Annotated in this window: 27 protein-coding genes; 15 read left to right on the forward strand and 12 right to left on the reverse strand. The window is 68.0% G+C overall.

Annotated features, from left to right (window positions below; genetic code table 11):
• On the reverse strand, positions 1 to 927 hold the full coding sequence (locus AC4OR5_RS14210; protein WP_003091833.1) for a LysR family transcriptional regulator: 927 nt from the start codon (positions 925 to 927) through the stop codon (positions 1 to 3).
• A 273-nt stretch (positions 928 to 1,200) separates the two neighbouring features.
• On the opposite strand from AC4OR5_RS14210, the gene fpr reads away from it, so the two are divergent.
• Positions 1,201 to 1,977, forward strand: coding sequence for a ferredoxin-NADP reductase (fpr, locus tag AC4OR5_RS14215; RefSeq protein WP_003091832.1), 777 nt, complete (start codon positions 1,201 to 1,203; stop codon positions 1,975 to 1,977).
• Between the two features lie 82 nt (positions 1,978 to 2,059).
• On the opposite strand, the gene AC4OR5_RS14220 is transcribed toward fpr, so the two are convergent.
• The 7 genes from AC4OR5_RS14220 to AC4OR5_RS14250 all read right to left on the reverse strand — a co-directional run bounded on the left by AC4OR5_RS14220 (position 2,060) and on the right by AC4OR5_RS14250 (position 10,367).
• Positions 2,060 to 2,596, reverse strand: a complete 537-nt coding sequence (locus tag AC4OR5_RS14220; RefSeq protein ID WP_003091829.1) for a nitrous oxide reductase accessory protein NosL — start codon at positions 2,594 to 2,596, stop codon at positions 2,060 to 2,062.
• Positions 2,597 to 2,612: 16 nt separating this feature from the next.
• Positions 2,613 to 3,440 carry an ABC transporter permease gene (locus AC4OR5_RS14225; protein ID WP_003113110.1) on the reverse strand — a complete coding sequence of 276 codons (828 nt, stop codon included), beginning with the start codon at positions 3,438 to 3,440 and terminating at the stop codon, positions 2,613 to 2,615.
• Positions 3,431 to 4,345, reverse strand: coding sequence for an ABC transporter ATP-binding protein (locus tag AC4OR5_RS14230; protein WP_003453169.1), 915 nt, complete (start codon positions 4,343 to 4,345; stop codon positions 3,431 to 3,433). The genes AC4OR5_RS14225 and AC4OR5_RS14230 overlap by 10 nt, the downstream gene beginning before the upstream one ends.
• Positions 4,342 to 5,628: a nitrous oxide reductase family maturation protein NosD gene (locus AC4OR5_RS14235; RefSeq protein WP_079992401.1), complete on the reverse strand. Its 1,287-nt coding sequence runs from the start codon at positions 5,626 to 5,628 to the stop codon at positions 4,342 to 4,344. Before AC4OR5_RS14235 ends, AC4OR5_RS14230 begins: the two co-directional genes overlap by 4 nt.
• Positions 5,625 to 7,535, reverse strand: coding sequence for a TAT-dependent nitrous-oxide reductase (nosZ, locus tag AC4OR5_RS14240; RefSeq protein WP_015502559.1), 1,911 nt, complete (start codon positions 7,533 to 7,535; stop codon positions 5,625 to 5,627). The genes AC4OR5_RS14235 and nosZ overlap by 4 nt, the downstream gene beginning before the upstream one ends.
• Before the next feature lie 42 nt (positions 7,536 to 7,577).
• Positions 7,578 to 9,725, reverse strand: a complete 2,148-nt coding sequence (nosR, locus tag AC4OR5_RS14245; RefSeq protein WP_058160057.1) for a transcriptional regulator NosR — start codon at positions 9,723 to 9,725, stop codon at positions 7,578 to 7,580.
• A gap of 228 nt (positions 9,726 to 9,953) precedes the next feature.
• Positions 9,954 to 10,367: a VOC family protein gene (locus tag AC4OR5_RS14250; RefSeq protein ID WP_003098688.1), complete on the reverse strand. Its 414-nt coding sequence runs from the start codon at positions 10,365 to 10,367 to the stop codon at positions 9,954 to 9,956.
• A 60-nt stretch (positions 10,368 to 10,427) separates the two neighbouring features.
• Here AC4OR5_RS14250 and AC4OR5_RS14255 point away from each other — a divergent pair, with 60 nt between their 5' ends.
• Entirely contained in the window at positions 10,428 to 10,730 is a 303-nt protein-coding gene (locus tag AC4OR5_RS14255) for a heme-binding protein (RefSeq protein ID WP_003091811.1), read from the forward strand.
• A 6-nt stretch (positions 10,731 to 10,736) separates the two neighbouring features.
• Here the strand turns inward: AC4OR5_RS14255 and tsaA are convergent, their stop codons facing one another.
• The 4 genes from tsaA to amrZ form a co-directional block, all read right to left on the reverse strand.
• Positions 10,737 to 11,432 (reverse strand): tRNA (N6-threonylcarbamoyladenosine(37)-N6)-methyltransferase TrmO, encoded by a 696-nt coding sequence (gene tsaA, locus AC4OR5_RS14260; RefSeq protein WP_003091808.1) that lies wholly within the window; start codon positions 11,430 to 11,432, stop codon positions 10,737 to 10,739.
• Positions 11,433 to 11,484: 52 nt separating this feature from the next.
• Positions 11,485 to 12,255, reverse strand: coding sequence for a 3-oxoacyl-ACP reductase RhlG (rhlG, locus tag AC4OR5_RS14265; protein WP_058160056.1), 771 nt, complete (start codon positions 12,253 to 12,255; stop codon positions 11,485 to 11,487).
• A 97-nt stretch (positions 12,256 to 12,352) separates the two neighbouring features.
• Positions 12,353 to 12,718 (reverse strand): DUF2784 domain-containing protein, encoded by a 366-nt coding sequence (locus AC4OR5_RS14270; protein WP_023108615.1) that lies wholly within the window; start codon positions 12,716 to 12,718, stop codon positions 12,353 to 12,355.
• Positions 12,719 to 12,871: 153 nt separating this feature from the next.
• The gene (gene amrZ, locus AC4OR5_RS14275) at positions 12,872 to 13,198 is read right to left on the reverse strand and encodes a transcriptional regulator AmrZ (RefSeq protein WP_003091802.1); all 327 of its coding nucleotides are present in this window, start codon (positions 13,196 to 13,198) and stop codon (positions 12,872 to 12,874) included.
• A gap of 360 nt (positions 13,199 to 13,558) precedes the next feature.
• Here amrZ and phnC point away from each other — a divergent pair, with 360 nt between their 5' ends.
• The 13 genes from phnC to phnP all read left to right on the forward strand — a co-directional run bounded on the left by phnC (position 13,559) and on the right by phnP (position 24,184).
• Positions 13,559 to 14,395, forward strand: a complete 837-nt coding sequence (gene phnC / locus AC4OR5_RS14280) for a phosphonate ABC transporter ATP-binding protein (RefSeq protein WP_023113234.1) — start codon at positions 13,559 to 13,561, stop codon at positions 14,393 to 14,395.
• 52 nt (positions 14,396 to 14,447) lie between these two features.
• On the forward strand, positions 14,448 to 15,452 hold the full coding sequence (gene phnD, locus AC4OR5_RS14285) for a phosphonate ABC transporter substrate-binding protein (RefSeq protein WP_003091795.1): 1,005 nt from the start codon (positions 14,448 to 14,450) through the stop codon (positions 15,450 to 15,452).
• A gap of 67 nt (positions 15,453 to 15,519) precedes the next feature.
• Positions 15,520 to 16,314, forward strand: coding sequence for a phosphonate ABC transporter, permease protein PhnE (phnE, locus tag AC4OR5_RS14290; protein WP_003091793.1), 795 nt, complete (start codon positions 15,520 to 15,522; stop codon positions 16,312 to 16,314).
• Between the two features lie 20 nt (positions 16,315 to 16,334).
• Positions 16,335 to 17,057 carry a phosphonate metabolism transcriptional regulator PhnF gene (gene phnF, locus AC4OR5_RS14295; RefSeq protein WP_003091792.1) on the forward strand — a complete coding sequence of 241 codons (723 nt, stop codon included), beginning with the start codon at positions 16,335 to 16,337 and terminating at the stop codon, positions 17,055 to 17,057.
• Between the two features lie 9 nt (positions 17,058 to 17,066).
• The gene (gene phnG / locus AC4OR5_RS14300) at positions 17,067 to 17,525 is read left to right on the forward strand and encodes a phosphonate C-P lyase system protein PhnG (RefSeq protein ID WP_003091790.1); all 459 of its coding nucleotides are present in this window, start codon (positions 17,067 to 17,069) and stop codon (positions 17,523 to 17,525) included.
• Positions 17,525 to 18,154 (forward strand): phosphonate C-P lyase system protein PhnH, encoded by a 630-nt coding sequence (phnH, locus tag AC4OR5_RS14305; RefSeq protein ID WP_003138236.1) that lies wholly within the window; start codon positions 17,525 to 17,527, stop codon positions 18,152 to 18,154. The genes phnG and phnH overlap by 1 nt, the downstream gene beginning before the upstream one ends.
• A complete protein-coding gene (locus AC4OR5_RS14310) occupies positions 18,154 to 19,254 on the forward strand; it encodes a carbon-phosphorus lyase complex subunit (RefSeq protein ID WP_003091786.1) in 1,101 nt (366 codons plus the stop codon). Before phnH ends, AC4OR5_RS14310 begins: the two co-directional genes overlap by 1 nt.
• Entirely contained in the window at positions 19,251 to 20,135 is an 885-nt protein-coding gene (locus tag AC4OR5_RS14315) for an alpha-D-ribose 1-methylphosphonate 5-phosphate C-P-lyase PhnJ (protein ID WP_003091784.1), read from the forward strand. The genes AC4OR5_RS14310 and AC4OR5_RS14315 overlap by 4 nt, the downstream gene beginning before the upstream one ends.
• A complete protein-coding gene (gene phnK, locus AC4OR5_RS14320; RefSeq protein ID WP_003091781.1) occupies positions 20,132 to 20,947 on the forward strand; it encodes a phosphonate C-P lyase system protein PhnK in 816 nt (271 codons plus the stop codon). Before AC4OR5_RS14315 ends, phnK begins: the two co-directional genes overlap by 4 nt.
• A gap of 49 nt (positions 20,948 to 20,996) precedes the next feature.
• Positions 20,997 to 21,713 (forward strand): phosphonate C-P lyase system protein PhnL, encoded by a 717-nt coding sequence (phnL, locus tag AC4OR5_RS14325; RefSeq protein ID WP_003098702.1) that lies wholly within the window; start codon positions 20,997 to 20,999, stop codon positions 21,711 to 21,713.
• Entirely contained in the window at positions 21,703 to 22,866 is a 1,164-nt protein-coding gene (locus AC4OR5_RS14330; protein WP_003091776.1) for an alpha-D-ribose 1-methylphosphonate 5-triphosphate diphosphatase, read from the forward strand. The genes phnL and AC4OR5_RS14330 overlap by 11 nt, the downstream gene beginning before the upstream one ends.
• Positions 22,866 to 23,423, forward strand: a complete 558-nt coding sequence (gene phnN, locus AC4OR5_RS14335; RefSeq protein ID WP_003109293.1) for a phosphonate metabolism protein/1,5-bisphosphokinase (PRPP-forming) PhnN — start codon at positions 22,866 to 22,868, stop codon at positions 23,421 to 23,423. The genes AC4OR5_RS14330 and phnN overlap by 1 nt, the downstream gene beginning before the upstream one ends.
• On the forward strand, positions 23,414 to 24,184 hold the full coding sequence (gene phnP, locus AC4OR5_RS14340; RefSeq protein WP_023105107.1) for a phosphonate metabolism protein PhnP: 771 nt from the start codon (positions 23,414 to 23,416) through the stop codon (positions 24,182 to 24,184). Before phnN ends, phnP begins: the two co-directional genes overlap by 10 nt.
• Positions 24,185 to 24,204: the final 20 nt, after the last annotated feature.

Here is a 24,204-nt window from a genome sequence, read left to right on the forward strand (position 1 = left end):
TCAGGGAATCAGCGGCAGCACGATCTCGTCGCTGCGGCTGATCCCGGCGGTCTCGCTGCGGCACAGGTCGAGGAACTCGCGCATGGTCGCGGTCTGGTACTTCTGCTTGTGCCAGATGAAGTAGAACTGCCGGCGCAGGTCCAGGCCGGGCGTTTCCACCGGCACCAGGCTGCCGCGGCGGAAAGCGTCGCGCAGGGCCAGGCGGGAAATGCAGCCGATGCCCAGGCCGGACTCCACGGCACGCTTGATCGCCTCGGTGTGCTCCAGCTCCAGGCGGATGTTCAGCGGCCGCGGGTGATGACGCATGGCCTGGTCGAAGGTCAGGCGGGTGCCGGAGCCCTGCTCGCGGAGGATCCAGGCCTCCCGCGTCAGCCGTTCCAGGTCGGCGCCGCCCCGCCGCGCCAGCGGATGCTGGGGGGCGCAGAACACCACCAGTTCGTCCTCCATCCAGGGTTGCACCTCGATGTCCGGATGCCGGCAGTCGCCCTCGATCAGGCCCAGGTCCAGCTCGTAGTGGGCGACCTGCTGCACCACCTGGGCGGTGTTGTGTACGTGCAGGCGCACCCGGCAGTCCGGCTGGCGCTGCATGAAGGCGCCGATCAGCAGCGTGGCCAGGTAGTTGCCGATGGTCAGGGTGGCACCGAGGTCGAGGGAGCCGAAGGCGGTCTTGCCGTTGAGCAGGTTCTCGATTTCCTCGCCGCGGTCGAGCAGCGCCACCGCCTGCGGCAGCAGTTGGCGGCCGAGGGCATTGAGGGTCAGGCGCTTGCCGGCGCGGTCGAACAGCTTGCAGTCGAACTGCCGCTCCAGCTCGCCGAGCGAGGTGCTGGTCGCCGACTGCGACAGCGACAGCCCCTCGGCGGCGCGGGAGACGCTCTCCTGCTGGGCCACAGCGACGAACACCTCGAGCTGGCGGAGGGTGAATTTCATCCAGGCTTCCTCGTCTAGAGCGAAAGGCCCCGCGACATTTTGCCGTTCCGTCGGCGGGGTTGGCTCGGTTATCCTTGCGCCCCGTCCGCGGGAGCGATGGGAGCCCTCGGCGGCCGGCGGCCGACCGATATCGTGTTATCCCATATCCATATTCTGGATAAGCATTATCCAGACAATTCATTTTGCGGATATTTTGGCAACCGATAAAATGCCGCGCAACTGCGTCACGTCTGCTGCTGTTGGTGTGCGCCCGCGTTTTCCTAGGAGTCTTTGATGAGCAATCTGTACACCGAGCGCGTTCTCAGCGTGCACCACTGGAACGACACCCTGTTCAGCTTCAAGACCACCCGCAACCCGGGTCTGCGCTTCAAGACCGGCCAGTTCGTGATGATCGGCCTGGAAGTCGACGGTCGCCCGCTGATGCGCGCCTACAGCATTGCCAGCCCGAACTACGAAGAGCACCTGGAGTTCTTCAGCATCAAGGTCCCGGACGGCCCGCTGACCTCGCGCCTGCAACACCTGAAGGAAGGCGACGAGCTGATGGTCAGCCGCAAGCCGACCGGCACCCTGGTGCACGACGACCTGCTGCCCGGCAAGCACCTCTACCTGCTCAGCACCGGCACCGGCATGGCGCCCTTCCTCAGCGTGATCCAGGACCCGGAAACCTACGAGCGCTACGAGAAGGTGATCCTGGTCCACGGCGTGCGCTGGGTCAGCGAACTGGCCTACGCCGACTTCATCACCAAGGTCCTGCCGGAACACGAGTACTTCGGCGACCAGGTGAAAGAGAAGCTGATCTACTACCCGCTGGTGACCCGCGAGCCGTTCCGCAACCAGGGCCGCCAGACCGACCTGATGCGCAGCGGCAAGCTGTTCGAGGACATCGGCCTGCCGCCGATGAATCCGCAGGACGACCGTGCGATGATCTGCGGCAGCCCGAGCATGCTGGAAGAGACCAGCGCCGTGCTCGATAGCTTCGGCCTGAAGATCTCACCGCGCATGGGCGAGCCGGGCGACTACCTGATCGAGCGCGCCTTCGTCGAGAAGTAGGCCTCCGCCGCGCCTCGTCGCGCCAGGCGAAGAAAGCCCCTGCCGTATCCGCGGCAGGGGCTTTCTGCTTTCCGGCCCCCGCTCAGTGCGCCGGGTGCCGGTGCGGGTGGTCGCCGCCCACGCCTTGCAGTACCGCCTGGTCGATCTCGTCGAAGCGCAGTACCCGGCCGCCTTCCTCGGCCGCCAGGCGCGTCGCGGCCTCTTCGTCGGCGAACGAGGCGAGGGTGGCGCCCATGCCGCCCGGCCGCTGGATGCCGACCACGTAGTAGGCGCGGGTGGCGTCGATCAGGCGGGCGTCGTCGGGGTGCCGCCAGTCGGCCTGGCTCATGTCGTGGACATACAGGCGCGCCTGGCCCTGGCGGTTTTCCGGTTGCAGCCACCAGCCGAACAGTTCGGCGGTGGAGCAGAACTTGCGCACTGCGCCGGGAAGCACCGCCTCGCCCTTGGGACCGGGCATTTCCTCGATGAGCATGCCGCAGACGTGGCATTCGTCGCCGCTGGCGATCGGCACCGGGCCGAGTGCCGTGGCGTCGTCCCGCGACGCATCGCAGCCGGCCAGCAGCAGGCCGAGCAGGAGTGTGCCGAGCAGAGGGCGCAGGGGGAGGGTATGACGTTGCATGGCGGAACCTCGTGAGTCAGATGGGGCGGCGGCGGAACAGGCCGTGGGCCAGCGCCAGGGCAGCGCCGGCCCAGAGGGCCAGGGCCAGCCAGAGGGCGCTGGCGGACACCGGCAGGTCGCTGGCCAGGGGAACCACCCCGCCGGCGGCGGCCGCGTCGAAGCCGGACAGGTTGATCAGCCGGTAGAGGTCGGTCGGGTTGAGCAGCAACAGCCAGGGCAGCAGCCGCGGGCTCAGGTGACCCTGGCTGAGGACCAGGATCGCCAGCAGGGCCAGGTCGAACAGCAGGACGAAGAAGAACCACAGGCCGAGCGCCTGCCCGGCGGCGCTGGATTTCTCGCTGGCGCGGCTGCTCAGGGCGTAGGCCAGGGCGAGGAACACGCAGCCGAGCAGCAGCGAGGAACCCATGAAGCGGCCGAAGGCGCCCAGCAGGATGGCCGCCTCGACCTCCGGCACCAGCGCGAGGATCGCCAGCGCCGCGCTGCCGAAGCCGATCAGGGTGGCCAGGGCGAGGATCAGGCCGTGACCGAGGAACTTGCCGAGCAGCAACTGGCCGCGCCCCAGCGGGTAGGTCAGGAGCAGCAGCAGGGTGCCGCCTTCCTCCTCGCCGACGATGGCGTCGTAGGCCAGCAGCAGGGCGATCAGCGGCATCAGGAAGGTGGCCAGGCTGGTCAGGCTGGCGACCGTCGCCGGCACCGAGGTGAAGCCGACCTGGCCGGCCGCGGCGGCGCCGAACCAGGCGATGCCCACCGAGAGCAGGGCGAACAGCAGGCTGATCGCCAGCAGCCAGCGATTGCGCAGGCCGTCGGCCAGTTCCTTGCGGGCGATGGTCCAGACTACGGGCATGGCGTGGCTCCGGCGGGGGCGGGGGACATGTGGTGGCGATAGAGGTCCTCCAGCGACGGCGGCAGGATTTCCAGGTCGAACTCGCGCGCGGCCAGCAGCGCTTCCAGCACGCCGTCGCGCTCGGCATCGTCCAGCAGTACCTCGATGCGCTGGTCGTCCAGTCTCCGCGCCGCCAGGCCGGCCCGGTGCCAGCGTTCGAGCCACTGCGGGTTATGCGGGCTGGCCAGGCGCACGCGGGTCGGCAGAGCCGCCTTGCGGCGCAATTCGGCGAGGCTGCCGGCCACTTGCAGGCGGCCGCCGGCGAGAATCGCGGCGCGGTCGATGTGCGTCTCGACGCCGGGCAGCACATGGGAGCAAAGGACGATCCCGATGCCCTGGCCGCGCAGGCGGTCGAGCAATTGGTAGAGCTCGACGGTGGCCAGCGGGTCGAGGCCCACCGTCGGTTCGTCGAGCAGCAGCAGGCGCGGTTCGCCGAGCAGCGCCTGGGCCAGGCCGAGGCGCTGGCGCATGCCCTTCGAGTAGGTTTTCAGGCGCCGCCTGGCGGCATGGCCGAGGCCGACCTGTTCCAGCAGGCGCGCGGCTTCGGCCGGCGCCACGCCCTTGAGGCGGGCGAAGTGGCGCAGGGTTTCCGCGCCGCTGAGCTGCGGGTAGAAGGTCACGTTCTCCGGCAGGTAGCCGAGCTGGCGGCGCGCCTCCAGGCTCCTCGCATCGTGGCCGAGGACCCGCACGCGGCCTTCGCTGGGGGCCAGCAGGCCGAGGACCAGCTTGATGGTGGTGGTCTTGCCGGCGCCGTTGTGGCCGAGCAGGCCGAGCACCTCGCCGGGCTCCAAGCGCAGGTCGAGCCCGCTCAGGGCGGTGAGGGCGCCGTAGCGCAGGGTCGCGCCGTCGATCTCGACCAGGCTCATGGCCTCGGCTCCGCGGCGGGCATCCGCATCAGCGGATGGCTGTCGCGCACGCCGGGCGAGCGCACCACCGGGAAGGCGCGCTGGACCCAGCGCAGCAGCTCGATGCTCGGGCTGTTCAACAGCAGGCGTACCTGCGGGTACAGCCAGATCAGCCGGTCGACGTTGTCGTTGGGCTCGTAGGCGACGTCGCCGAGACCGTCGTCGTCGCGGTCCCAGCCCAGGTAGTCGCTCCAGTAGTTGCCGCGGCCGTCGGCGGACCACTCCTGCTCGCGGCTGGCGACGTACTTGACCTGCTGGCGGTTGCCTATGAAGGCGTTGCCGGCGATGCGATTGTCCTCCGAGCCGGCGGTGAGGTGGATGCCCAGGGCGCTGTCGGCGAAGCTGTTGCCTTCGATGCGGTTGAACAGCGAGTTGTAGATGAACAGCGCCTTGCCCTCGGCGCCGGAAATCATCGCGTCGCCGGTGCTGCCGCTGCGCACGCCCTCGACGCGGTTGCCGGCCAGGGTCGAGTAGGTGATGTAGTTCATCAGGATGCCGTAGTTCTCGTCGTCGATGGAGCGGTTGCCGGTCACGGTCAGCTTGCGGCTCTGCATCAGCGCGTAGCCGGTGCGGGTGCGCCGGGTCAGGTTGTCGGTCACCCGGCTGTTGTGGGTGAACATGTAGTGCACGCCGTAGCGCAGCTCCTCGAAGCGGTTGGCTTCGATGCTGCTGTCGTTGGAAGTGTCGATGTAGACCCCGTCGCGGGTGTGGCTGACCCGGTTGCCGCGGACCAGAGCGTCCTTCACCGCATAGAGGTGGATACCGTTGCCGCGATCCTGGGAGCGCACGCTTTCGTCGCCCTCGATGCGGTTGTCGAGCACCTGCGCGCCCACCGTGGCGTCGAGCCAGACGCCGAATCCCGCGCCGCGCAGGTCGTTGCCGCGGATCACGGCGCCGCTGGCGGCCTTGCCGACGAAGATCGCGGCGTCGAGTTCGGTCAGGTTGCGCCCCCAGTTGCGCAGCCGGCAGCCCTCGACGGTGATCCCGGGGCTGGTCAGGGTCAGCAGACTGCCGTGGCCGCCGCCGTCCAGTTCGGCGCCGGCCTCGCAGCGTAGGTGCAGCGGCCGGTCGATGACGAAGTTGCCGGCGTAGCGGCCCGCCGCCAGGCTCCAGCGGCCATCGCCGTCGGCCCGCAGCGGCAGGCCGTCGACCGGCTCCGCGCGGGCCGTGGCGAGGCCGAGCAGGAGCAGGGCGAGGAGCGGCCCCGCCCGGCGCCCGGCCATCGACCGCGCTGCGTGGATCAAGCCTTTTCCACCAGCATCCGCCCGCACATTTCCATGTGCAGGGCGTGGCAGAACCAGCTGCAGTAGTACCAGTGCACCCCGGGCTTATCGGCGACGAAGGTGATCGACGAGGTCTGTTGCGGGCTGATCTCCATGCAGACGCCGTGGTTGACCATGACGAAGCCGTGGGTCACGTCCTCGATCTCGTCGAGGTTGGTGATGGTCACGGTGACTTCGTCGCCCTGCTTCACCTTGAACTCGGTGAGGCCGAAGGAGGGCGCCATCGAGACCATGTAGACGCGGACCTTGTTGCCCTCGCGGATGACCTTGTTGTCCTTCATCAGGTCGATGCCGTCCTTTTCCGCGCGCTTGACCGTCTCGGCGAAGAACGGGTCCTTGCGGTCCCAGATCTTGCGGGTCTTGATCTGGTCGCGGCGGGCGAGGATGCAATCGTGCGGTTCGGCGAAGGTCGGGCCGTCGTGGACCAGCTTCATTTCCTCGCCGGAAATGTCGATCAACTGGTCGTTCTCCGGGTGCAGCGGACCGGTGGGCAGGAAGCGGTCCTTGGAGAACTTGCTGAGCACCACGATCCACTTGCCGTCGGCTTCGCTGGTCTCGCACAGAGTGGCGTGGTTGTGCCCCGGCTGGTACTGCACGTCGAGCTTCTGGCGGATGTAGTCGACCTTCTCGCCCTTGTAGGCGCGCACCGCGTCGGCCAGGTTCCACTTCACCAACTGGCTGTCGATGAACAGCGTGGTATAGGCGTTGCCTCGGCCATCGAAAGTGGTGTGCAGCGGGCCGAGGCCCAGTTCCGGCTCGCCCACCACCACGTCGCGCGGGTCGGCCAGCTTGCCGGCGAACAGGTCGCCGAGGCGCTCGATGGCGATCATGGTGCAGGTCGGCGAGAGCTTGCCGTTGGCGATGAAGTACTTGCCGTCCGGCGAGGTGTTCAGCCCGTGGGGGTTCTTCGGTACCGGGATGTAGCGGGTCACCGGGCTGTCCTTGCCGTCCTTGCGCCGGCCGTCGACCACCGGCACCTTCGAGTCGCCGAGGGTGACGAAGCGCCTGGCCTTGATCTCGGCCTCGATGCGCGGGATGTCGAACACCACCACCCAGTCGCGCTCGTTGCGCATCATGCCGCCGAGGTCGACGGCCTTTTCCGAGTTGTAGCAGGTGGAGGCGGCGAACCTGCCGCTGTAGTCCATGTCGGTGTTGTCGAGGTTGCCGTCGACGATCACCTGCCAGGCCACTTCCATGGTCTCGGCGTCGATGGCGTTGTACAGGGTGAAGGCGTTGTCGCCGGACAGGTCGAAGGTCGAGCCGTCGTTGGGATGGGGGATGATGAACTCGGCGTTGCAGAACACGTAGCGGGTATGCGGCACCTTTTGCAGGCGCAGGCCGTGGATCGCCTGGACGTTGGGAATGGTGACGATGCGGTCGCATTTCATGACGTCCAGGCGGATGCGCGCGACCCGGCTGTTGGCCTTGTCGTTGATGAACAGGTACTTGCCGTCGTACTTGCCGTCGGTCATCGAGATGTGCGGATGGTGGCAGTCGCCGTTGAGGAAGCGCGCGCCGTCGCCGAGGACCCGCTTGCTCTCGTTGGTCAGGCCCCAGCCGGTGGCCGAGTCGACGTTGAACACCGGTATGCGCATCAGCTCGCGCATCGACGGCACGCCGAGCACGCGTACTTCGCCGGAATGTCCGCCGCTCCAGAACCCGTAGTACTCATCCAGTTCGCCGGGGGCGACCTCGGCCTTGCTGCGCTCGCCCTTGCCCGCGGCCCGGGCCTCGCGGCCGACCACCGCGCTGCCCAGGGCGCTGGCGCCAACCAGGGCGGCGGCTCCGGTCAGCGCCGAGGCGCCGAGGAAGCCGCGGCGGTTCAGGCCGTGGGTTTCTTCGTGGGGGCTTTTCGTGTCGTCGCTCATCTCGTGTCGTCCTCAAGGGCAGTCAGGGGAAAGGGAGCCAGGTCAGAGGTTCTCCGCGGGTATTCGCGCGTTGTCCGCCGGCGCGCTCTTCGCGCGCTTCTTGCGCTTGTTCACCAGCGGCGGGCACTTGTCCTGGTCGTGGTAGGTCATCTGGCAGTCGAGGCAGTAGTGGCATTCGTTGGCCTCGATGCGGCCGTCCGGATGGATCGCCTGGATCTCGCATTCGCGGGCACAGAGCTGGCAGGGCCTGCCGCATTCCGCACGGCGCTTGAGCCAGTCGAACAGGCGCGCCTTGGCCGGGATCGCCAGGGCCGCGCCCAGCGGGCAGAGGTAGCGGCAATAGACCTTGCGGGTGAACAGGTTGACCACCAGCAGCGCGACGGCGTAGGCGACGAACCACCACTGGCGGTCGAAGCCGAGGGTGATGGCGGTCTTGAACGGCTCCACCTCCGCGGCCTGCTCGGCCAGCGCCAGGGATTCCAGGGAGAGACCGAAGAGCACCAGCAGGATGATGTACTTGATCGCCCAGAGCCGCTCGTGCACGGCGAACGGCACCTGGAACTGCGGCACACGGAGCTTGCGCGCGAGTTCGTTGAGCAGTTCCTGTAGCGCACCGAACGGGCACAGCCAGCCGCAGAACACGCCGCGGCCCCAGAGCAGCAGGCTGGCTGCGGTGAAGGTCCAGAGGATGAACAGCAGCGGGTCGCTGAGGAACAGCTCCCAGCGGAAGCCTTCGAACAGCGCGTGGACGAAGGTCAGCACGTTGACCACCGATAGCTGGCCGAGGCTGTACCAGCCCAGGTAGACCAGGGTGAACGCCAGGTAGCCGGTGCGCAGTCGCTGCATCAGGCGCGGCCGTCGCACCAGGCGGTCCTGGAGGAAGAGGATCGCCAGGAGCAGGACGAGGGCGGTACAGAGGACCCCGATCTGGAAACTCTTCTGGTACCAGACCCGCAGCCACAGCGGCCGGGCAGCCTCTTCCAGGGCGGCCAGTTCCTCGGCCGTTGGCTGCGGCCGCTCCAGGTATTCCTCGGGCGTCTGGCAGGCCAGCTCGAAGCTGGTGAATACCCCCGCCACCGGGCCGGTCTGGCGCCGCACCAGCAACTCCAGGGTCCAGGGCGAGCCCGGATCGAAACGCTGGCTGGCGCGGGCGACGAAGATCGCCATCTCGCGGAACTGCGGCATGCCTTCGGCGTAGACGTCCGACAGGCGCTGGTAGTCGAGGTCGCGGAAGCTGATGATGTCGCCGAACTGGCGCAGTTGGACCCGATCGAAGATGCCGCCGCGCACGTAGCCGGAACCCTTGAAGGAATACTCGCCGTCGCCGAGCACGACTAAGGCGTATTCGCCTGGCTTCAGCGACGCCATCAGTTCGCGGTACTGGTTGTCGCCGAGCAGGCTGCGGCCCGCCGCGGGAGGGTTGAGCAGGGCGCTGTAGAGATCGATGAACGGCTCGTCGCGGTGCGCCGCGTCGGCTTCGCCGATGCCTTCGGCCTCGCTGCCCTTGAAGGCGTCGTCGATCTGCCCGCGACTCAACTGCAGGCGGCGGATCGCGCCGTTGCCGAGCAATTCGCTCCAGCTCGCCGTCGCTGCCGGTTGCTGGCGCACCTGCGCCGGCTTGGGCCGCACATTGCCGCGGTCCTCGATCAGGCCGAGGGAAACCGCCACCGTATGTGCGGCGCGCATGACGACCTCGTTGACCACCATCACCGTCACCGTGGCGCCGCTCACCGCGTCGACGGTAACCGCCTGCGGGTCGCTGGAGCGGCCGACCACCACCCGCTGGTCGGCGCGCACGCCGTCGTACCTGGCGCTGAAGGCGTGCAGCTTCTCTTCCGGGATGCCGATCAGCAGGATCGGTTCGTGGTGTTCGAGGACGTAGGCGTCGCGGATAACCGCCTGCGGATCGAGGATCACCTGCAGGTTGATCGGCTTGCCGGAATAGGCCGGGATGTCGGTGACGCTGAGGGTCTGGAAGGCGTAGCCGAGGGTTTCCTCGCCCTTGCTCAGGCGGCGTACGCCGTAGTCGCCTTCGGGGTCGCCGATCCGCTCGACCGCGGGGAATACCTGGGCGATGCGCAGGCGCTCCAGCTCGCTGAGTTCGGCACCCTGGGCGGCGAGGCCGACCAGCAGGAGCATCCAGGCGAAGACACACCGCCACGATCCGGCGGAAAAACGAAGGGCGCGCATAGGTTCCATCTACTACTGGCTACCGGCGAAAAAAGGGACGCCGCGCTGCGGTGGGGTCTGCGCCTGGCGGTGGAATCGCTTCCGTTGCCGGATGCTAGGAGGAGCGGGGGCGGAACGCGCTTGATGAAAGTCAAGAAGTGGAGATGAGGAGCCAGCGAGGTTGCTGGCACTGAGTGTACCGAGTCGCCCCTCTCCCTTCAGGGAGAGGGGGAGAGGGCTGCCCGAGGCTCAGGCCAGGCGCTGCCCGGATACCGCCGGATGGTACAGCGGCTGCACCTTGTTGCCCGCCGGGTCGAGCAGGTGGAAGCTGCGCGCGCCGTCGCCGTGGTCGAAGGGTTGGTCGAGCAGGGTCACGCCCAGCGCCTTCAGGTAACGGTACCAGGCCTCCAGTTCCTCCACGCTGTCGACGACGAAGCCATAGTGATCCATGGTCTGCAGGCCGTTGCTGGCGGCGTGGGCGCGGCCGAGGGAAAGGTTGTCGTTGCCGCAGGTGAGATACACCAGGTCTTCGTTGGCGCGGTTCAGCACTTCCATGCCCAGCACGTCGACATAGAAGCGCTCGCATTCTTCCAGGTTGGGTACCAGCAGGGCGAGGTGACGCAGGCCGTTGAGACGGGAGGGGCGGGCAGGGCGGTCGGACATGGGCTTGCTTCCTTTTTTGTATACAATAATTTTGTAAATCTAAAACAAAAGGAAGTTTCCGTGTACTGCATCTTTATCAAGACCCGCCTCAGGCCCGGCTGCGCCGAGGCTTTCATCGATGCCATCCAGGTCAACGCCGCCGCTTCCGTGTCCACCGAGCCCGGCTGCCTGGTGTTCGACGTTTCCCGCGACCGACAGGACCCTGACCTGGTCTATCTCTACGAGATCTATCGCGATGACGCGGCCTACGAGGCGCACACCCGCACCGCGCATTTCCGCGACAGCCGGCCGTTGGTCGAGCCGCTGATCCTCGAACAGGAAGTCTTCGAAAGCGACGCGCTGGCGCTCAATCCGCTGCGCTGAGAAGGCTCAGTCGCCGCGGGCGACGTCCAGCACGCGGATCAGGTCCGGGCGCGGGTAGTGCCAATGCACGTCGAGGTCCCACAGGCGCACCCCGTAGCGGCGCCCGGGCTCCGGCTTCTGGTAGGCCGGACGCGGGTCCTGGGCCAGGCATTGCTCGATCAGCTCGGCCACCGGTTGCCGCAACCGCTGGCCGTGCTCATGGGCCTGGCGCCGCGCCTGCTCGCTCCACTCCACCGCGATGCCCGGCGGCGGCGCGTCGGCGATGCCGTTGCGGGCGTCGGCCACGGCGTCGGCGTAGGGTACGTAGGGCTTGATATCGAGTACCGGGGTGCCGTCGAGCAGGTCGATCCCGGACAGCCACAGGCGCCCCGCTTCGAAGCCCTCCAGGCGCACCACCGACTGGCCGATGCCGTTCGGCCGATGGGTGGCGCGGGTGGCGAAGACTCCCAGCGAGCGGTTGCCGCCCAGGCGCGGCGGGCGCACCTTCAGCCGCGGCTTGTCTTCCAGGGCCTGGTGGAAGAGGAACAGCAGCCAGACATGGCTGACCTGCTCCAGGCCTTCCAGCGCTTCCGCCTGGTCGAACGGCGGCAGCAGTTCCAGGGTCCCCCGCGCCGCCGGCGCGAGCAGCGGCTGGCGCGGGATGGCGAACTTCTCCATGAAGCAGGAGCGGATGTAGCCGATGGGAGAAACGCTGTGGGTCATGGCGGGACGAGGCGAGCGGTCGGGGGCGTCATGTTACCCGGATTGGCGGCGCTCAGAGATGAAAACCGCCGTCGATGGGGATCACGTTGCCGGTCATGTAGGCGCCGGCGGTGCCGGCCAGGCTGATCGCCAGCGCCGCCATCTCCTCCGGGCGACCCCAGCGGCCCATGGGAATCGACGTGCTGTCCGCCTCCAGTGCCTGCGGGTCATTGGCGATGTGACGGGTCATGCGGCTCGGGAAGCGTCCGGGAGCGATCACGTTGACATTGATGTGCTCGCCGACCAGTTCCTTCGCCAGCATCCGCGACAGTTGATGCAGCGCGGCCTTGCTCGGCCCGTAGGCATAGGCTTGTTCGCCCATGGCGCTGATGCCCGCCACCGAGCCGATGTTGATCACCCGCGCCGGATTTTCCGCGCTGGCCGAGCGGCGCAGCAGCGGCAGCAGTTGCTGGATGCAGGAAAACACCGAGGTGACATTGAGCTGCATGACCTTTTCCCAGCCGGACACCGGATAGCTTTCCAGCGCTGCGCCCCAACTGGTGCCGGCGTTGTTCACCAGGATATCCAGCCGCGCGCTGAGTTCGCCGAGCGCCTGCGCCAGGCGCCGGGCACCGGCTTCGCTGGAAAGGTCGGCAGGGATCGCCTGGCAATCGCCGTAGGCCGAGAGGCGTGTGGCGGTGTCGGCGCAGGCCTCTGCGTCACGTGCGCAGATGAAGACGCGGGCGCCGGCTTCGAGAAGACCCTGGGCGATCATCTGGCCGATGCCGCGGCTGCCGCCGGTGACCAGGGCGACGCGGCCGGCGAGGCTGAAATAGGGATGCATGGGAAACACTCCGGGCTGGGCAGGGGAGACCAGCCTACGATTCGCCTCGCTGCCGGCGCAGCACTATCCAGATACGGAATGACGTGGCATCCGTGGCTCAGCGGCTACCGCGGCGATGCCACAGATACAGGTAGGCGATCAGGTTGACCAGCAGAACGATGGCGCCAAGGATCCATTGCACCGCCGGGGTCAGGCCGGCGGGATAGATCAGCGGCAACAGGTAGTGCTCGACGAAGCCGCCGCTGTAGCCGGCGTCCCCGGCGGCCCGGCGCAGACGATTCTCCAGCGGGGTCAGCGGACAGGGCAGGCCGAGGAACTCAACGGCGCAGCCCCAGGCCACCGCCGGCAGGTGCAGCCAGGCCAGGCGTGGCCAACGCAACGGCAGCAGGCCGCCGAACAGGACGAACAGGATGAAGCCCAGGTGCAGCCAGACCAGGGCATCGGCGGCCAGGCGATAGCTCATTCGGCTCTCCCTCGTGGCGTTGGAGGGATAACGCCACCGCTACAGGGGCCGGCGGATAACCGCCTTGCGGTTACTCGCCCATGGTTTGGCCATCCATAAAGAAAAAGCCGGCGAATGCCGGCCATTTCAAGCGCTACGCGTGGGCTTCGGCGCTCAGGCCTGAGCCAGCTCCGCATCGTGTGCGATCAGGGCGACCAGCGCGTTCTGCTGACGGTGGGTCAGCTGGCGGAAACGCTGCAGCAGCTCGCGCTCGTGCAGGCTGAGTTCCGGGCTGTCCAGGCGAACACCGAGATTGTCTTGCAGCGCCCCTTCCTGGAGCAGGCTCTGCTCGAGTCGGGCGATGATCTCGGAGTTCATGCTGCGGTGATGGCTGCGAGCGACTTCTGCGATCTGCTCACGCATGCCCTCGGGCAGACGAACGACGAATTTGTCAGCGGTACGGCTGGAGTAGGTAGGAGTTGCCTGTTTCAGTGGGCGCATACATTGAACCTGTAGAGTCAGGGAAAAGCGGTGCCGAGGAAGCGTTCATTGTTCTCGGGCCTATGACCACGATTTCCGCCAGCCGTTCAGTCTGTTATTTCGGAAACAACAATTAGTTGACGTCAATTGTGCGTTGCGTGACGGCGTTTTGCCAGTACCAGCTATCTGAAATGCGAGCGATTCAACAAAAGCCTAGTTTTTTACTGGGGTTAGATGATGGCCTTCTGACCACCGGTCGTTCAATGGATTGTCACTCGACTGTCATCGTCACTTCACCGGTCTGACACAGTCTCCTCCTATCTTGGTCTACACCAGATGGCGCCGCTGGCGTCTTCGTGCAACCGATTGGAGGGGAGAACGATGAGCGCGGTGATCCGTGTCGACAGCCTGAACAAGACCTTTGCCCGCAAGCAGGCGCTTTTCAACCTGAAGCTGGAGATCCAGGCGGGCGAGATGGTGGCGTTGATCGGTGCATCCGGCTCCGGCAAATCCACGCTCCTGCGTCACGTCGCCGGGCTCGCCCGCTGCGACCGCGACAACGGCGGCAGCATCGACGTGCTGGGTCGCCGCCTGCAGGCGTCCGGTCGCCTGAGCGGCGAAGTGCGCCGCCTGCGCGCCGACATCGGCTACATCTTCCAGCAGTTCAACCTGGTCAACCGCCTCAGCGTGCTGGACAACGTCCTGCTCGGCTTCCTCGGTCGCATGCCGCGCTGGCGCGGTTCGCTGGGGCTGTTCAGCGCCGAGCAGAAGCGCCAGGCCCTGGAAGCGCTGGCGCGGGTCGGCCTGGCCGATTTCGCCGGGCAGCGCGCCTCGACTCTCTCCGGCGGCCAGCAGCAGCGCGTGGCCATCGCCCGTGCCCTGACCCAGAAGGCCGAGGTGATTCTCGCCGACGAACCGATCGCCTCGCTCGACCCGGAGTCGGCGCGCAAGGTGATGGACATCCTCGCCGACATCAACCGCCACGACGGCAAGACCGTGGTGGTGACCCTGCATCAGGTCGACTACGCGTTGCGCTATTGCCCGCGCGCGGTGGCCCTGAAGGGCGGCCGGATCCTCTTCGACGGCAGCAGCGAGCACCTTTCCGAAGGCTTCCTCAACGAACTCTACGGCGCCGAAGGGGATACCCCGCTGCTGTTTTCCGACCGTGCCCGGCGCGGGACGGAGAGCCAGCCGGAACTGACCCTCGCGCGCGCCTGACGTCATTCGAACCGCATAAAAACCCGCCAAACCCTGCCCAGGAGTTCTCTCCATGTTGAAACGCTTCAGTCGTGTGCTCGCGGCTTCCGCCCTGCTCGCCGGCTCCCTTGCCGGGATGGCGCACGCCGACCAGCCGGTGATCAATTTCGGGATCATCTCCACCGAGTCGTCGCAGAACCTCAAGAGCATCTGGGAGCCCTTCCTCAAGGACATGAGCCAGCAGACCGGCTACCAGGTGAAGGCCTTCTTCGCCCCCGACTACGCCGGGATCATCCAGGGCATGCGTTTCGACAAGGTCGACATCGCCTGGTACGGCAACAAGGCCGCCATGGAAGCGGTGGATCGCGCCCACGGCGAGATCTTCGCCCAGACCGTCGCCGCCAGCGGCGCGCCGGGCTACTGGAGCCTGCTGATCGCCAACAAGGACAGCAAGATCGACAGCGTCGAGGACATGCTGGCGAACGCCAAGAGCCTGACCTTCGGCAACGGCGATCCGAACTCCACGTCCGGCTACCTGGTGCCCGGCTACTACGTGTTCGCCAAGAACAACGTCGATCCGGTCAAGGCCTTCAAGCGCACCCTCAACTCCAGCCATGAGGTCAACGCCCTGGCGGTGGCCAACAAGCAGGTCGACGTCGCCACCTTCAATACCGAGGGCATGGAGCGCCTGGAACTGACCCAGCCGGAGAAGGCCAGGCAGCTCAAGGTGATCTGGAAGTCGCCGCTGATCCCGGGCGACCCGCTGGTGTGGCGCAACAACCTGAGCGACGAGCAGAAGAACAAGCTGCGCGACTTCTTCTTCAAGTACGGCGCCAACGCCGAGCAGAAGAAGGTCCTCGCCGACCTGCAATGGTCGAAGTTCCAGCCCTCCGACGACGACCAGTTGCTGCCGATCCGCCAGCTCGAGCTGTTCAAGCAGCGCACCGACGTGGCGAACAACGCCAACCTCGGCGCCGAGGAGAAGGCCGCCAAGCTGAAGGCCCTCGACGAGGAGCTGGCCAAGCTGGAGAAACGCATGGCCGAGCGCGAGCAGAAGACCGCCGCCAACGCCGGCTGATCCACCCCGGGCGCGGCCGGCGCCGCGCCCCACCCGATTCGCCAATACCGCTGTCGAGATTCCCGATATGAGCACTCTGAGCACCACCGCCGCGGCGGCCGCCACCGGCAAGCCATCCTGGGGACGCCTGGTCGGCTGGGGCCTGTTCCTCGCCATCCTCGCCTGGTCCTGGAAGGGCGCGGAAATGAACCCGGCCGTGCTGTTCCGCGACGCCGGCAACATGGCGACCTTCGCCGCCGACTTCTTCCCGCCGGACTTCGGCAACTGGAAGCTCTACCTCAGCGAGATGCTGGTCACCGTGCAGATCGCCCTCTGGGGCACGGTGCTGGCCATCGTCTGCGCCATCCCGCTGTCGATCCTGGCCTCCGAGAACATCGTGCCCTGGTGGGTCTACCAGCCGGTGCGGCGGGTGATGGATGCCTGCCGTTCGATCAACGAGATGGTCTTCGCCATGCTCTTCGTGGTCGCCGTCGGCCTGGGCCCGTTCGCCGGCGTGCTGGCGCTGTTCATCAGCACCACCGGGGTGCTCGCCAAGCTCTTCGCCGAGGCGGTCGAGGCGATCGACCCCGGTCCGGTCGAAGGCGTCCGCGCCACCGGTGCCAGCGCCCTGCAGGAGGTCATCTTCGGGGTCATCCCGCAGGTCCTGCCGCTGTGGATCTCCTATTCGCTGTACCGCTTCGAGTCCAACGTGCGTTCCGCCACCGTGGTCGGGATGGTCGGCGCCGGCGGCATCGGCGTGATCCTCTGGGAGGCCATCCGCGGCTTCCAGTTCGGCCAGACCTGCGCCGTGCTGATCGTCATCATCGTGGTGGTGAGCCTGATCGACGTTCTGTCACAACGCCTGCGCAAGCTGTTCATCTGACGACGCGAGGAGGGCGCCTGGTGCGCCCTTTCCAAACCATGCACTTGTCTAGACAAAGCGAACCGCTGTACCGCGAACTGGCCGAACGGCTGCGCCAGGAACTGCTGGCCTACCGTCCCGGCGACTACCTGCCCGGCGAGATCCAGCTGGCCCAGCGCTTCGCGGTGAACCGCCATACCCTGCGCCGGGCGCTCGACGAACTGGTGCTCGAAGGCCGCGTGCTGCGGCGCCAGGGCAAGGGCACCCAGGTCCTGGAGGCGCCGACGATCTACCCGATGGGCGCCGCCAACGCCTACACCGAGTCGCTCTCGGCCCAGGGCCACCGGGTCGAGGCTCGGCTGCTGGAGGCGCGCCAGCGTCCGGCCGGCGCCGCCGAGGCCACCCACCTGGGGATCGGCGAGGGCGGGCGGGTGCTGGAACTGACCACCCTGCGTTACCTCGACGGCCAGCCGGTGAGCCTGATCCGCCATTGCTACGCCGTTTCCCGCAGCGAGCTGCTCGCCGACTACCAGGGCGGTTCGCTGCGTCGCTACCTGGCCGACAAAGGCCTGCCGCTGACCCGCACCTACAGCCTGATCGGTGCGCGCCTGCCCAACCGCGAGGAGGCGGCGCGCCTGCTGATGCCCCGGCACGCGCCGTTGCTCACCGTCCTCACCCTGTCCCGCGACCGTACCGGCCAACCGGTGGAACTGGCCCAGTCGATCAGCCGCGCCGATCGCTTCCAGTACCAGGTCGCCCCCTAGGAGAAGCCCATGACTGCCTTGCATTCCGATCCCACCATCGCCGCACGACAGCGCTGGATGGGCGTGCTCGCCCGCGCCCGTCGCGAGGAGCTGGACGCCCATGCGGACGCCCTGCGCGATGCCGACTATCACCTGCTGCGCGCCGCCGAGACCGGCATGACCCTGGTGCGCGGACGCATGGGTGGCACCGGCAGCCCGTTCAACCTCGGCGAGATGACCGTGACCCGCTGCGTGGTCCGCCTCGCTGACGGACGTACCGGCTACAGCTATGTCGCCGGGCGCGACAAGCGCCACGCCGAACTGGCCGCCCTGGCCGACGCGCACCTGCAGGGCGCCGATGCGGCGGCCTGGCAGGCGCGCCTGATCGAACCGCTGGCCCGCACCCAGGCCGAGCGCCGTGCCGCCCAGGAGGCGGAAATCGCCACTACCAAGGTGGAGTTCTTCACCCTGGTCCGAGGAGAAGATTGATGACCAGCGCTTCGCTTCCCAGCCCGGCGGATACCGCCGCGCTATTGCAACCGGCGTTCCAGGACCCGGTCCTGGACGCCCAGCGGAGTTTCCGCGCGGCGCTCAAGGCCCTCGCCGAACCGGGGCTGGTACGCAACCTCGACCGCGCACCGGCGCTGGCCGCGTTGCAACCGGCCAGCTACGCGCTGTGCCTGAGCTTCCTCGACTCCGACACCCCGCTGTGGCTGGCGCCGGGTCTCGACAGCCCGACGTTGCGCGCCAACCTGGCCTTCCATTGCGGCTGCCCGATCGTCGCCGAGCGCGAGCAGGCGCTGTTCGCCTTGCTCGACGAAGGCGAGCTGGACGACCTGAGCGGCTTCGACAGCGGCAGCGACCGTTATCCGGACCAGTCCTGCACCCTGCTGATCCAGCTCGCCGGCCTCGATGGCGGCGACTCGCTGGAGTGGCGCGGACCGGGTATCGCCGAGGTGCGCCAGGTGGCGTTGCCGGTGAGTGCCGGGTTCTGGGCGCAGCGCGCCGCACGCACCGAATTCCCCAGGGGCCTGGATGCCTTCTTCGCCGCCGGCGAGCGCATCCTCGGCCTGCCACGCAGTACCCGGGTCAGCGAACCCGTCGAGGAGGTGGCCTGATGTACGTAGCCGTCAAGGGTGGCGAGAAGGCCATCGACAACGCCCATCGCCTGCTGGCGCGCAAGCGCCGCGGCGATACCGCGCTGCCGGAGCTGTCGGTGGAGCAGATCCGCCAGCAGATGCCACTGGCCGTGTCGCGGGTGATGACCGAAGGTTCGCTGTACGACGAGCAACTGGCGGCACTGGCGATCAAGCAGGCGGCCGGCGACCTGATGGAAGCGATCTTCCTCCTCCGCGCCTACCGCACCACGCTGCCGCGCTTCGCCGCCAGCCTGCCGCTGGATACCGCCGGGATGCGCCTGCAACGGCGGATCTCGGCGACCTACAAGGACCTGCCGGGCGGGCAACTGCTCGGTCCGACCTTCGACTATACCCATCGCCTGCTCGACTTCAGCCTGCTCGCCGAGGGCGACTACCCCGGCCCCGAAGTGGAGCGGGGCGCGTCCCTGGAGCCTTGTCCGCGCGTGCTCGGCCTGCTCGACCGGGAAGGCCTGATGACGCCGGAGTACGAACTGCCCGGCGCGGTGCCGGATATCACCCGCGAGCCGCTCGACTTCCCCACCGGCCGCGCCCAGCGCCTGCAGGCCCTGGCCCGCGGCGACGAGGGCTTCCTTCTCGCCCTGGGCTATTCGACCCAGCGCGGCTACGGCCGCAACCATCCGTTTGCCGGGGAAATCCGCATCGGCGCCTGCGAGGTCTGGCTGGAGCCCGAGGAACTCGGCTTCGCGGTGCCGGTGGGCGAGATCGAGGTCACCGAGTGCGAGATGGTCAACCAGTTCGTCGGTTCCCGCGAGGAGCTGCCGCAATTCACCCGTGGCTACGGCCTGGCCTTCGGCTACGCCGAGCGCAAGGCGATGGGCATGGCCCTGGTCGACCGCGCACTGCGCGCCGAGGAATACGGCGAGGAGGTGGTGTCGCCGGCGCAGCAGGAAGAGTTCGTCCTGATGCACTGCGACAACGTCGAGGCCGGTGGCTTCGTCTCGCACCTGAAGCTGCCGCACTACGTCGATTTCCAGTCCGAGCTGGAGCTGATTCGCAAGCTGCGTCGTCCCGGCGTCGCCGAATCCGCGCAACCCACTGTCCAGGAGAAGCGCGCATGAGCCTTTCCCCGCAAGCCAGCGCCGCGCCGGAGCAGGGCTACAACTTCGCCTACCTCGACGAGCAGACCAAGCGCATGATCCGCCGCGGCCTGCTCAAGGCGGTGGCGATCCCCGGCTACCAGGTGCCCTTCGGCGGCCGCGAGATGCCGCTGCCCTACGGCTGGGGCACCGGCGGCATGCAGGTGACCGCGGCCATCCTCGGTGCCGACGATGTGCTCAAGGTGATCGACCAGGGCGCCGACGACACCACCAACGCGGTATCCATCCGGCGTTTCTTCGCCCGCACCGCCGGGGTCGCCACCACCGAACGGACCCCGGAGGCGACGGTGATCCAGACCCGCCACCGGATACCGGAAACCGCCCTGAGCGGCGAGCAGATCATGGTCTACCAGGTGCCGATCCCCGAGCCGCTGCGCTTCATCGAGCCTTCCGAGGCGGAGACCCGGACCATGCATGCGCTCAACGACTACGGGGTGATGCACGTGAAGCTCTACGAGGACATCGCCACCTTCGGCCACATCGCCACCAGCTATGCCTATCCGGTGACGGTGGACGAGCGCTACGTGATGGATCCCTCGCCGATTCCCAAGTTCGACAACCCCAAGCTGGACATGAACCCGGCGCTGATGCTGTTCGGCGCCGGTCGCGAGAAGCGCCTGTACGCGGTGCCGCCGTTCACCCGGGTGGCGAGCCTGGATTTCGAGGACCACCCCTTCGAGGTCCAGCGCTGGGAGGAAAGCTGCGCCTTCTGCGGCAGCCACGAGTCCTACCTGGACGAACTGATCGTCGACGACCGTGGCGGCAAGCGCTTCGTCTGTTCCGACACCGATTACTGCACGCAGCGGCGTGCCCGCCAGGAAGAAGGGGAGGACGCGCAATGAACGCGGTCTGCGAATCCATCGATGCGAGCCTCGACGCACGCGACCGGCCGCTGCTCTCGGTGCGCGGCCTGACCCGCCTGTACGGGCCGGAAAAGGGCTGCCAGGAGGTCGACTTCGATCTCTACCCCGGTGAAGTGCTGGGTATCGTCGGCGAGTCCGGCTCGGGCAAGTCGACCCTGCTCTCGCTGCTCTCCGGGCGCTGCCCGCCGGACGCCGGCACGGTCGCCTACCGCGACGACGGCGACCGCTGGCTGGACCTCTACGCCGCCAGCGAAGCCGAGCGGCGCACCCTGCTGCGCACCGAGTGGGGCTTCGTCGAGCAGAACCCGCGCGACGGCCTGCGCATGGGCGTGTCCGCCGGCGCCAACATCGGCGAACGGCTGATGGCCCAGGGCGTGCGCCACTACGGTCGGCTGCGCCAGGCCGGGTTGGACTGGCTGGAACAGGTGGAGATCGATCCGCTGCGCATCGACGACCTGCCGCGAACCTTTTCCGGCGGCATGCAGCAGCGCCTGCAGATCGCCCGCAACCTGGTCTCGGCGCCACGCCTGGTGTTCATGGACGAACCCACCGGCGGCCTCGACGTGTCGGTGCAGGCGCGCCTGCTCGACCTGCTGCGCGGCCTGGTGCGCGAGCTGGACCTGGCGGTGGTGATCGTCACCCACGACCTGGCGGTGGCGCGCCTGCTCGCCGACCGCCTGATGGTCATGCGCCGTTCGCGGGTGGTGGAAGCCGGTCTCACCGACCAGATTCTCGACGACCCGCAGCATCCGTACACGCAATTGCTGGTGTCGTCGGTCCTGCAACCCTGAGCCGAAGCGTCGGCGCCGGTCCGCGCGACGGGCGCCCGGAGAAGTAGCGATGAACAACCTGATCGAGGTCCGCGACCTCAGCAAGACCTTCACCCTGCACCAGCAACAGGGCGTAGTGCTCAATGTGCTGCGCGGGCTCAACTTCAATGTCGCCGGCGGCGAATGCCTGGTGCTCCACGGACGCTCCGGCGCCGGCAAGAGCACCCTGCTGCGCACGCTCTACGGCAACTACCTGCCGGCCGGCGGCAGCATCCGCCTGCGCCACGCCGGCGACTGGCTGGAACTGGTCGGCGCCGAGCCTCGCGAGGTGCTCGCCGTGCGTCGCCAGACCCTCGGCTACGTCAGCCAGTTCCTGCGGGTGATCCCGCGGGTGGCGACCCTCGACGTGGTCATGGAGCCGGCCCTGGCCCGTGGCTGGAGCCGCGACAGCGCCGAACTGCGGGCGCGCAGCCTGCTGGCCCGGCTGAACATCCCGGAACGCCTCTGGCAACTGGCGCCGGGTACCTTTTCCGGCGGCGAGCAGCAACGCGTCAACATTGCCCGCGGCTTCATGGTCGAGTGGCCGATCCTGCTGCTCGACGAGCCGACCGCGTCCCTCGACGAAGCCAACCGCCAGGTAGTGCTGGAACTGATCGGCGAAGCCAAGGCCGCCGGCGCCGCGTTGATCGGCATCTTCCACGACCGCGCCGCCCGCGAGGCGGTGGCCAGCCGCTACCTGGACATGAGCCAGGAGCTTTCCCGCCAGGAGCAAGCCCATGTCGTCTGAACGCGTTCTCAGCAATGCCCGGGTAGTCAGCGCCGAGCGGGTCTTCGTCGGCAGCGTGCTGCTGCGCGACGGCCTGATCGCCGCGGTCGACGAAGGCCGCAGCCACCTGGCCGGGGCAGAGGACCTGGGGGGCGACTACCTGCTGCCCGGTCTGGTCGAGCTGCACACCGACAACCTGGAGAAGCACATGACCCCGCGTCCCGGCGTCGACTGGCCGTCGGCCTCGGCGGTGCTGGCGCACGACGCGCAGATCGTCGCCGCGGGGATCACCACGGTGTTCGACGCGCTGTCCATCGGCGACGTCAACCCCAAGGGCAAGCGCATGCAGCAGTTGCCGAAGATGCTCGAGGCCATCGGCGAGGCCGCCGCCAGCGGCGACGCGCGCGCCGACCATCGCCTGCACCTGCGTTGCGAGGTCAGCCATCCGCAGACGCTGGAGGTGTTCCGCGAACTGGTCGAGCATCCGCTGGTGCAACTGGTCTCGGTGATGGACCACGCCCCCGGCCAGCGCCAGTTCGCCAGGCTGGAGAAGTACCGCGAGTACTACCAGGGCAAGTACCACCTGAGCGATGCCGAGATGGACGCCTTCATCGTCGAGCAGGTAGCCAACTCCGAGCGCTACAGCGACGCCGCCCGTGCGGCCATCGTCGATGTCTGCCAGGGACGCGGCCTGTCGGTGGCCAGCCATGACGACGCGACCCTCGCGCATGTCCGCGAGTCGGCCGGCTACGGCATGGCCATCGCCGAGTTCCCGACCACCGTGGAGGCCGCCAGGGCCAGCCACGAGCACGGCCTGCAGGTGCTGATGGGCGCGCCCAACGTGGTCCGCGGCGGTTCCCACTCGGGCAACGTGGCGGCGGCGCAACTGGCGGGAATCGGCGTGCTGGATATCCTTTCCAGCGACTACTATCCGGCCAGCCTGCTGCATGCGGCCTTGCTGCTCGCCGGCGAGCACAGCGAGTATGATGCGATCCGCTACGACCTGCCGCGCGCGGTGGCGATGGTCAGCCGTACCCCGGCGCTGGCCGCCGGGCTGACCGATCGTGGCGAAATCCGCGTCGGCCTGCGCGCCGATCTGCTGCAGGCGCGGGCGCTCGGCAACAACCAGCCGGTGGTGCGCCAGGTCTGGCGCGGCGGGCAGAGAGTGTTCTGATGACAGGCAGACTGATTTATCTGATGGGGCCTTCCGGCTCGGGCAAGGACAGCCTGTTGCAGGCCGCGCGCGAGCCCCTGGCGCTGCGCGGCTGCCGTATCGTGCGGCGGGTGATCACGCGCTCCGCGGAAGCGGTGGGGGAGGACGCCCAGGCGGTGACCCCGGCGCAGTTCGACACCCTCGAGCGGGCCTCGGCGTTCGCCATGAGCTGGCGCGCCAACGGCCTTTGCTATGGCATTCCGGTGCAGATCGACGAGTGGCTGGCGCAGGGCTACGACGTGCTGGTGAACGGCTCGCGCGGCTACCTGGCGCAGGCCCGCCGGCGCTATCCGGATCTGCTCGCGGTCCTGCTCGGGGTGAAACCCGAGGTGCTGCGCCAGCGCCTGCTGGCGCGCGGCCGGGAAAGCCCCGAGGAAATCGAGGCGCGCCTGGCGCGTAACGCCGAGTTCGCCGCCGGCCTGGAGGGCCCGCTGTTCCAACTGGACAACTCTGGTGACCTCGACGACACGCTACGCAGCCTCCTGGCCCGTCTCGGCAGCGACCGCGCATGCGCCTGACCCTGCTCGGCACCGGCGACGCCCGCCAGGTGCCGGTCTACGGTTGCGATTGCCCGGCCTGTCGCAACGCCCGCGCCGACGCCGGCCTGCGTCGCCGTCCCTGTAGCGCGCTGCTGGAGTGCGCCGGCCAGCGCTGGCTGATCGACAGCGGCCTGGTCGATCTCTGCGAGCGCTTCCCGCCCCATAGCCTCGATGGCATCCTCCAGACCCATTACCACGCCGACCACGCCCAGGGCCTGCTGCACCTGCGCTGGGGCCAGGGTCTGGTGATCCCGGTGCACGGCCCGGCCGACCCGGAGGGCCTCGCCGACCTCTACAAGCATCCGGGCATCCTCGATTTCAGCCAGCCCTTCGGCGCCTTCGAGCGGCGCCAGTGGGGCGCGCTGGCGGCGACCGCGTTGCCGCTGGTCCACTCGAAGCCAACCTTCGGCTACTTGCTGGAGGGGGCTTCCGAGGAGGGAACGATACGGCGTCTGGCCTACCTCACCGATACCGTCGGGCTGCCGGCGGACAGCGCCTCGCGATTGCTCGCGGCGCCGCTGGACCTGCTGGTGCTGGACTGCTCGATGCCGCCGCAGGAGCGGCCGCCGCGCAACCACAACGACCTGACGCGGGCATTGGAGTGCATCGAATCGCTGCGTCCCCGGCGGGCCGTGTTGACTCACGTCGGGCATACGCTGGACGCCTGGCTGCTGGACCACCCCGCTGCGTTGCCCGAGGGGGTGGAACTGGCACACGACGGCATGTGCCTGCCGCTGTGAGCGACGCTGTAGCGCCCGGC

It is taken from the genome of Pseudomonas sp. YA1 (genome assembly GCF_058680555.1).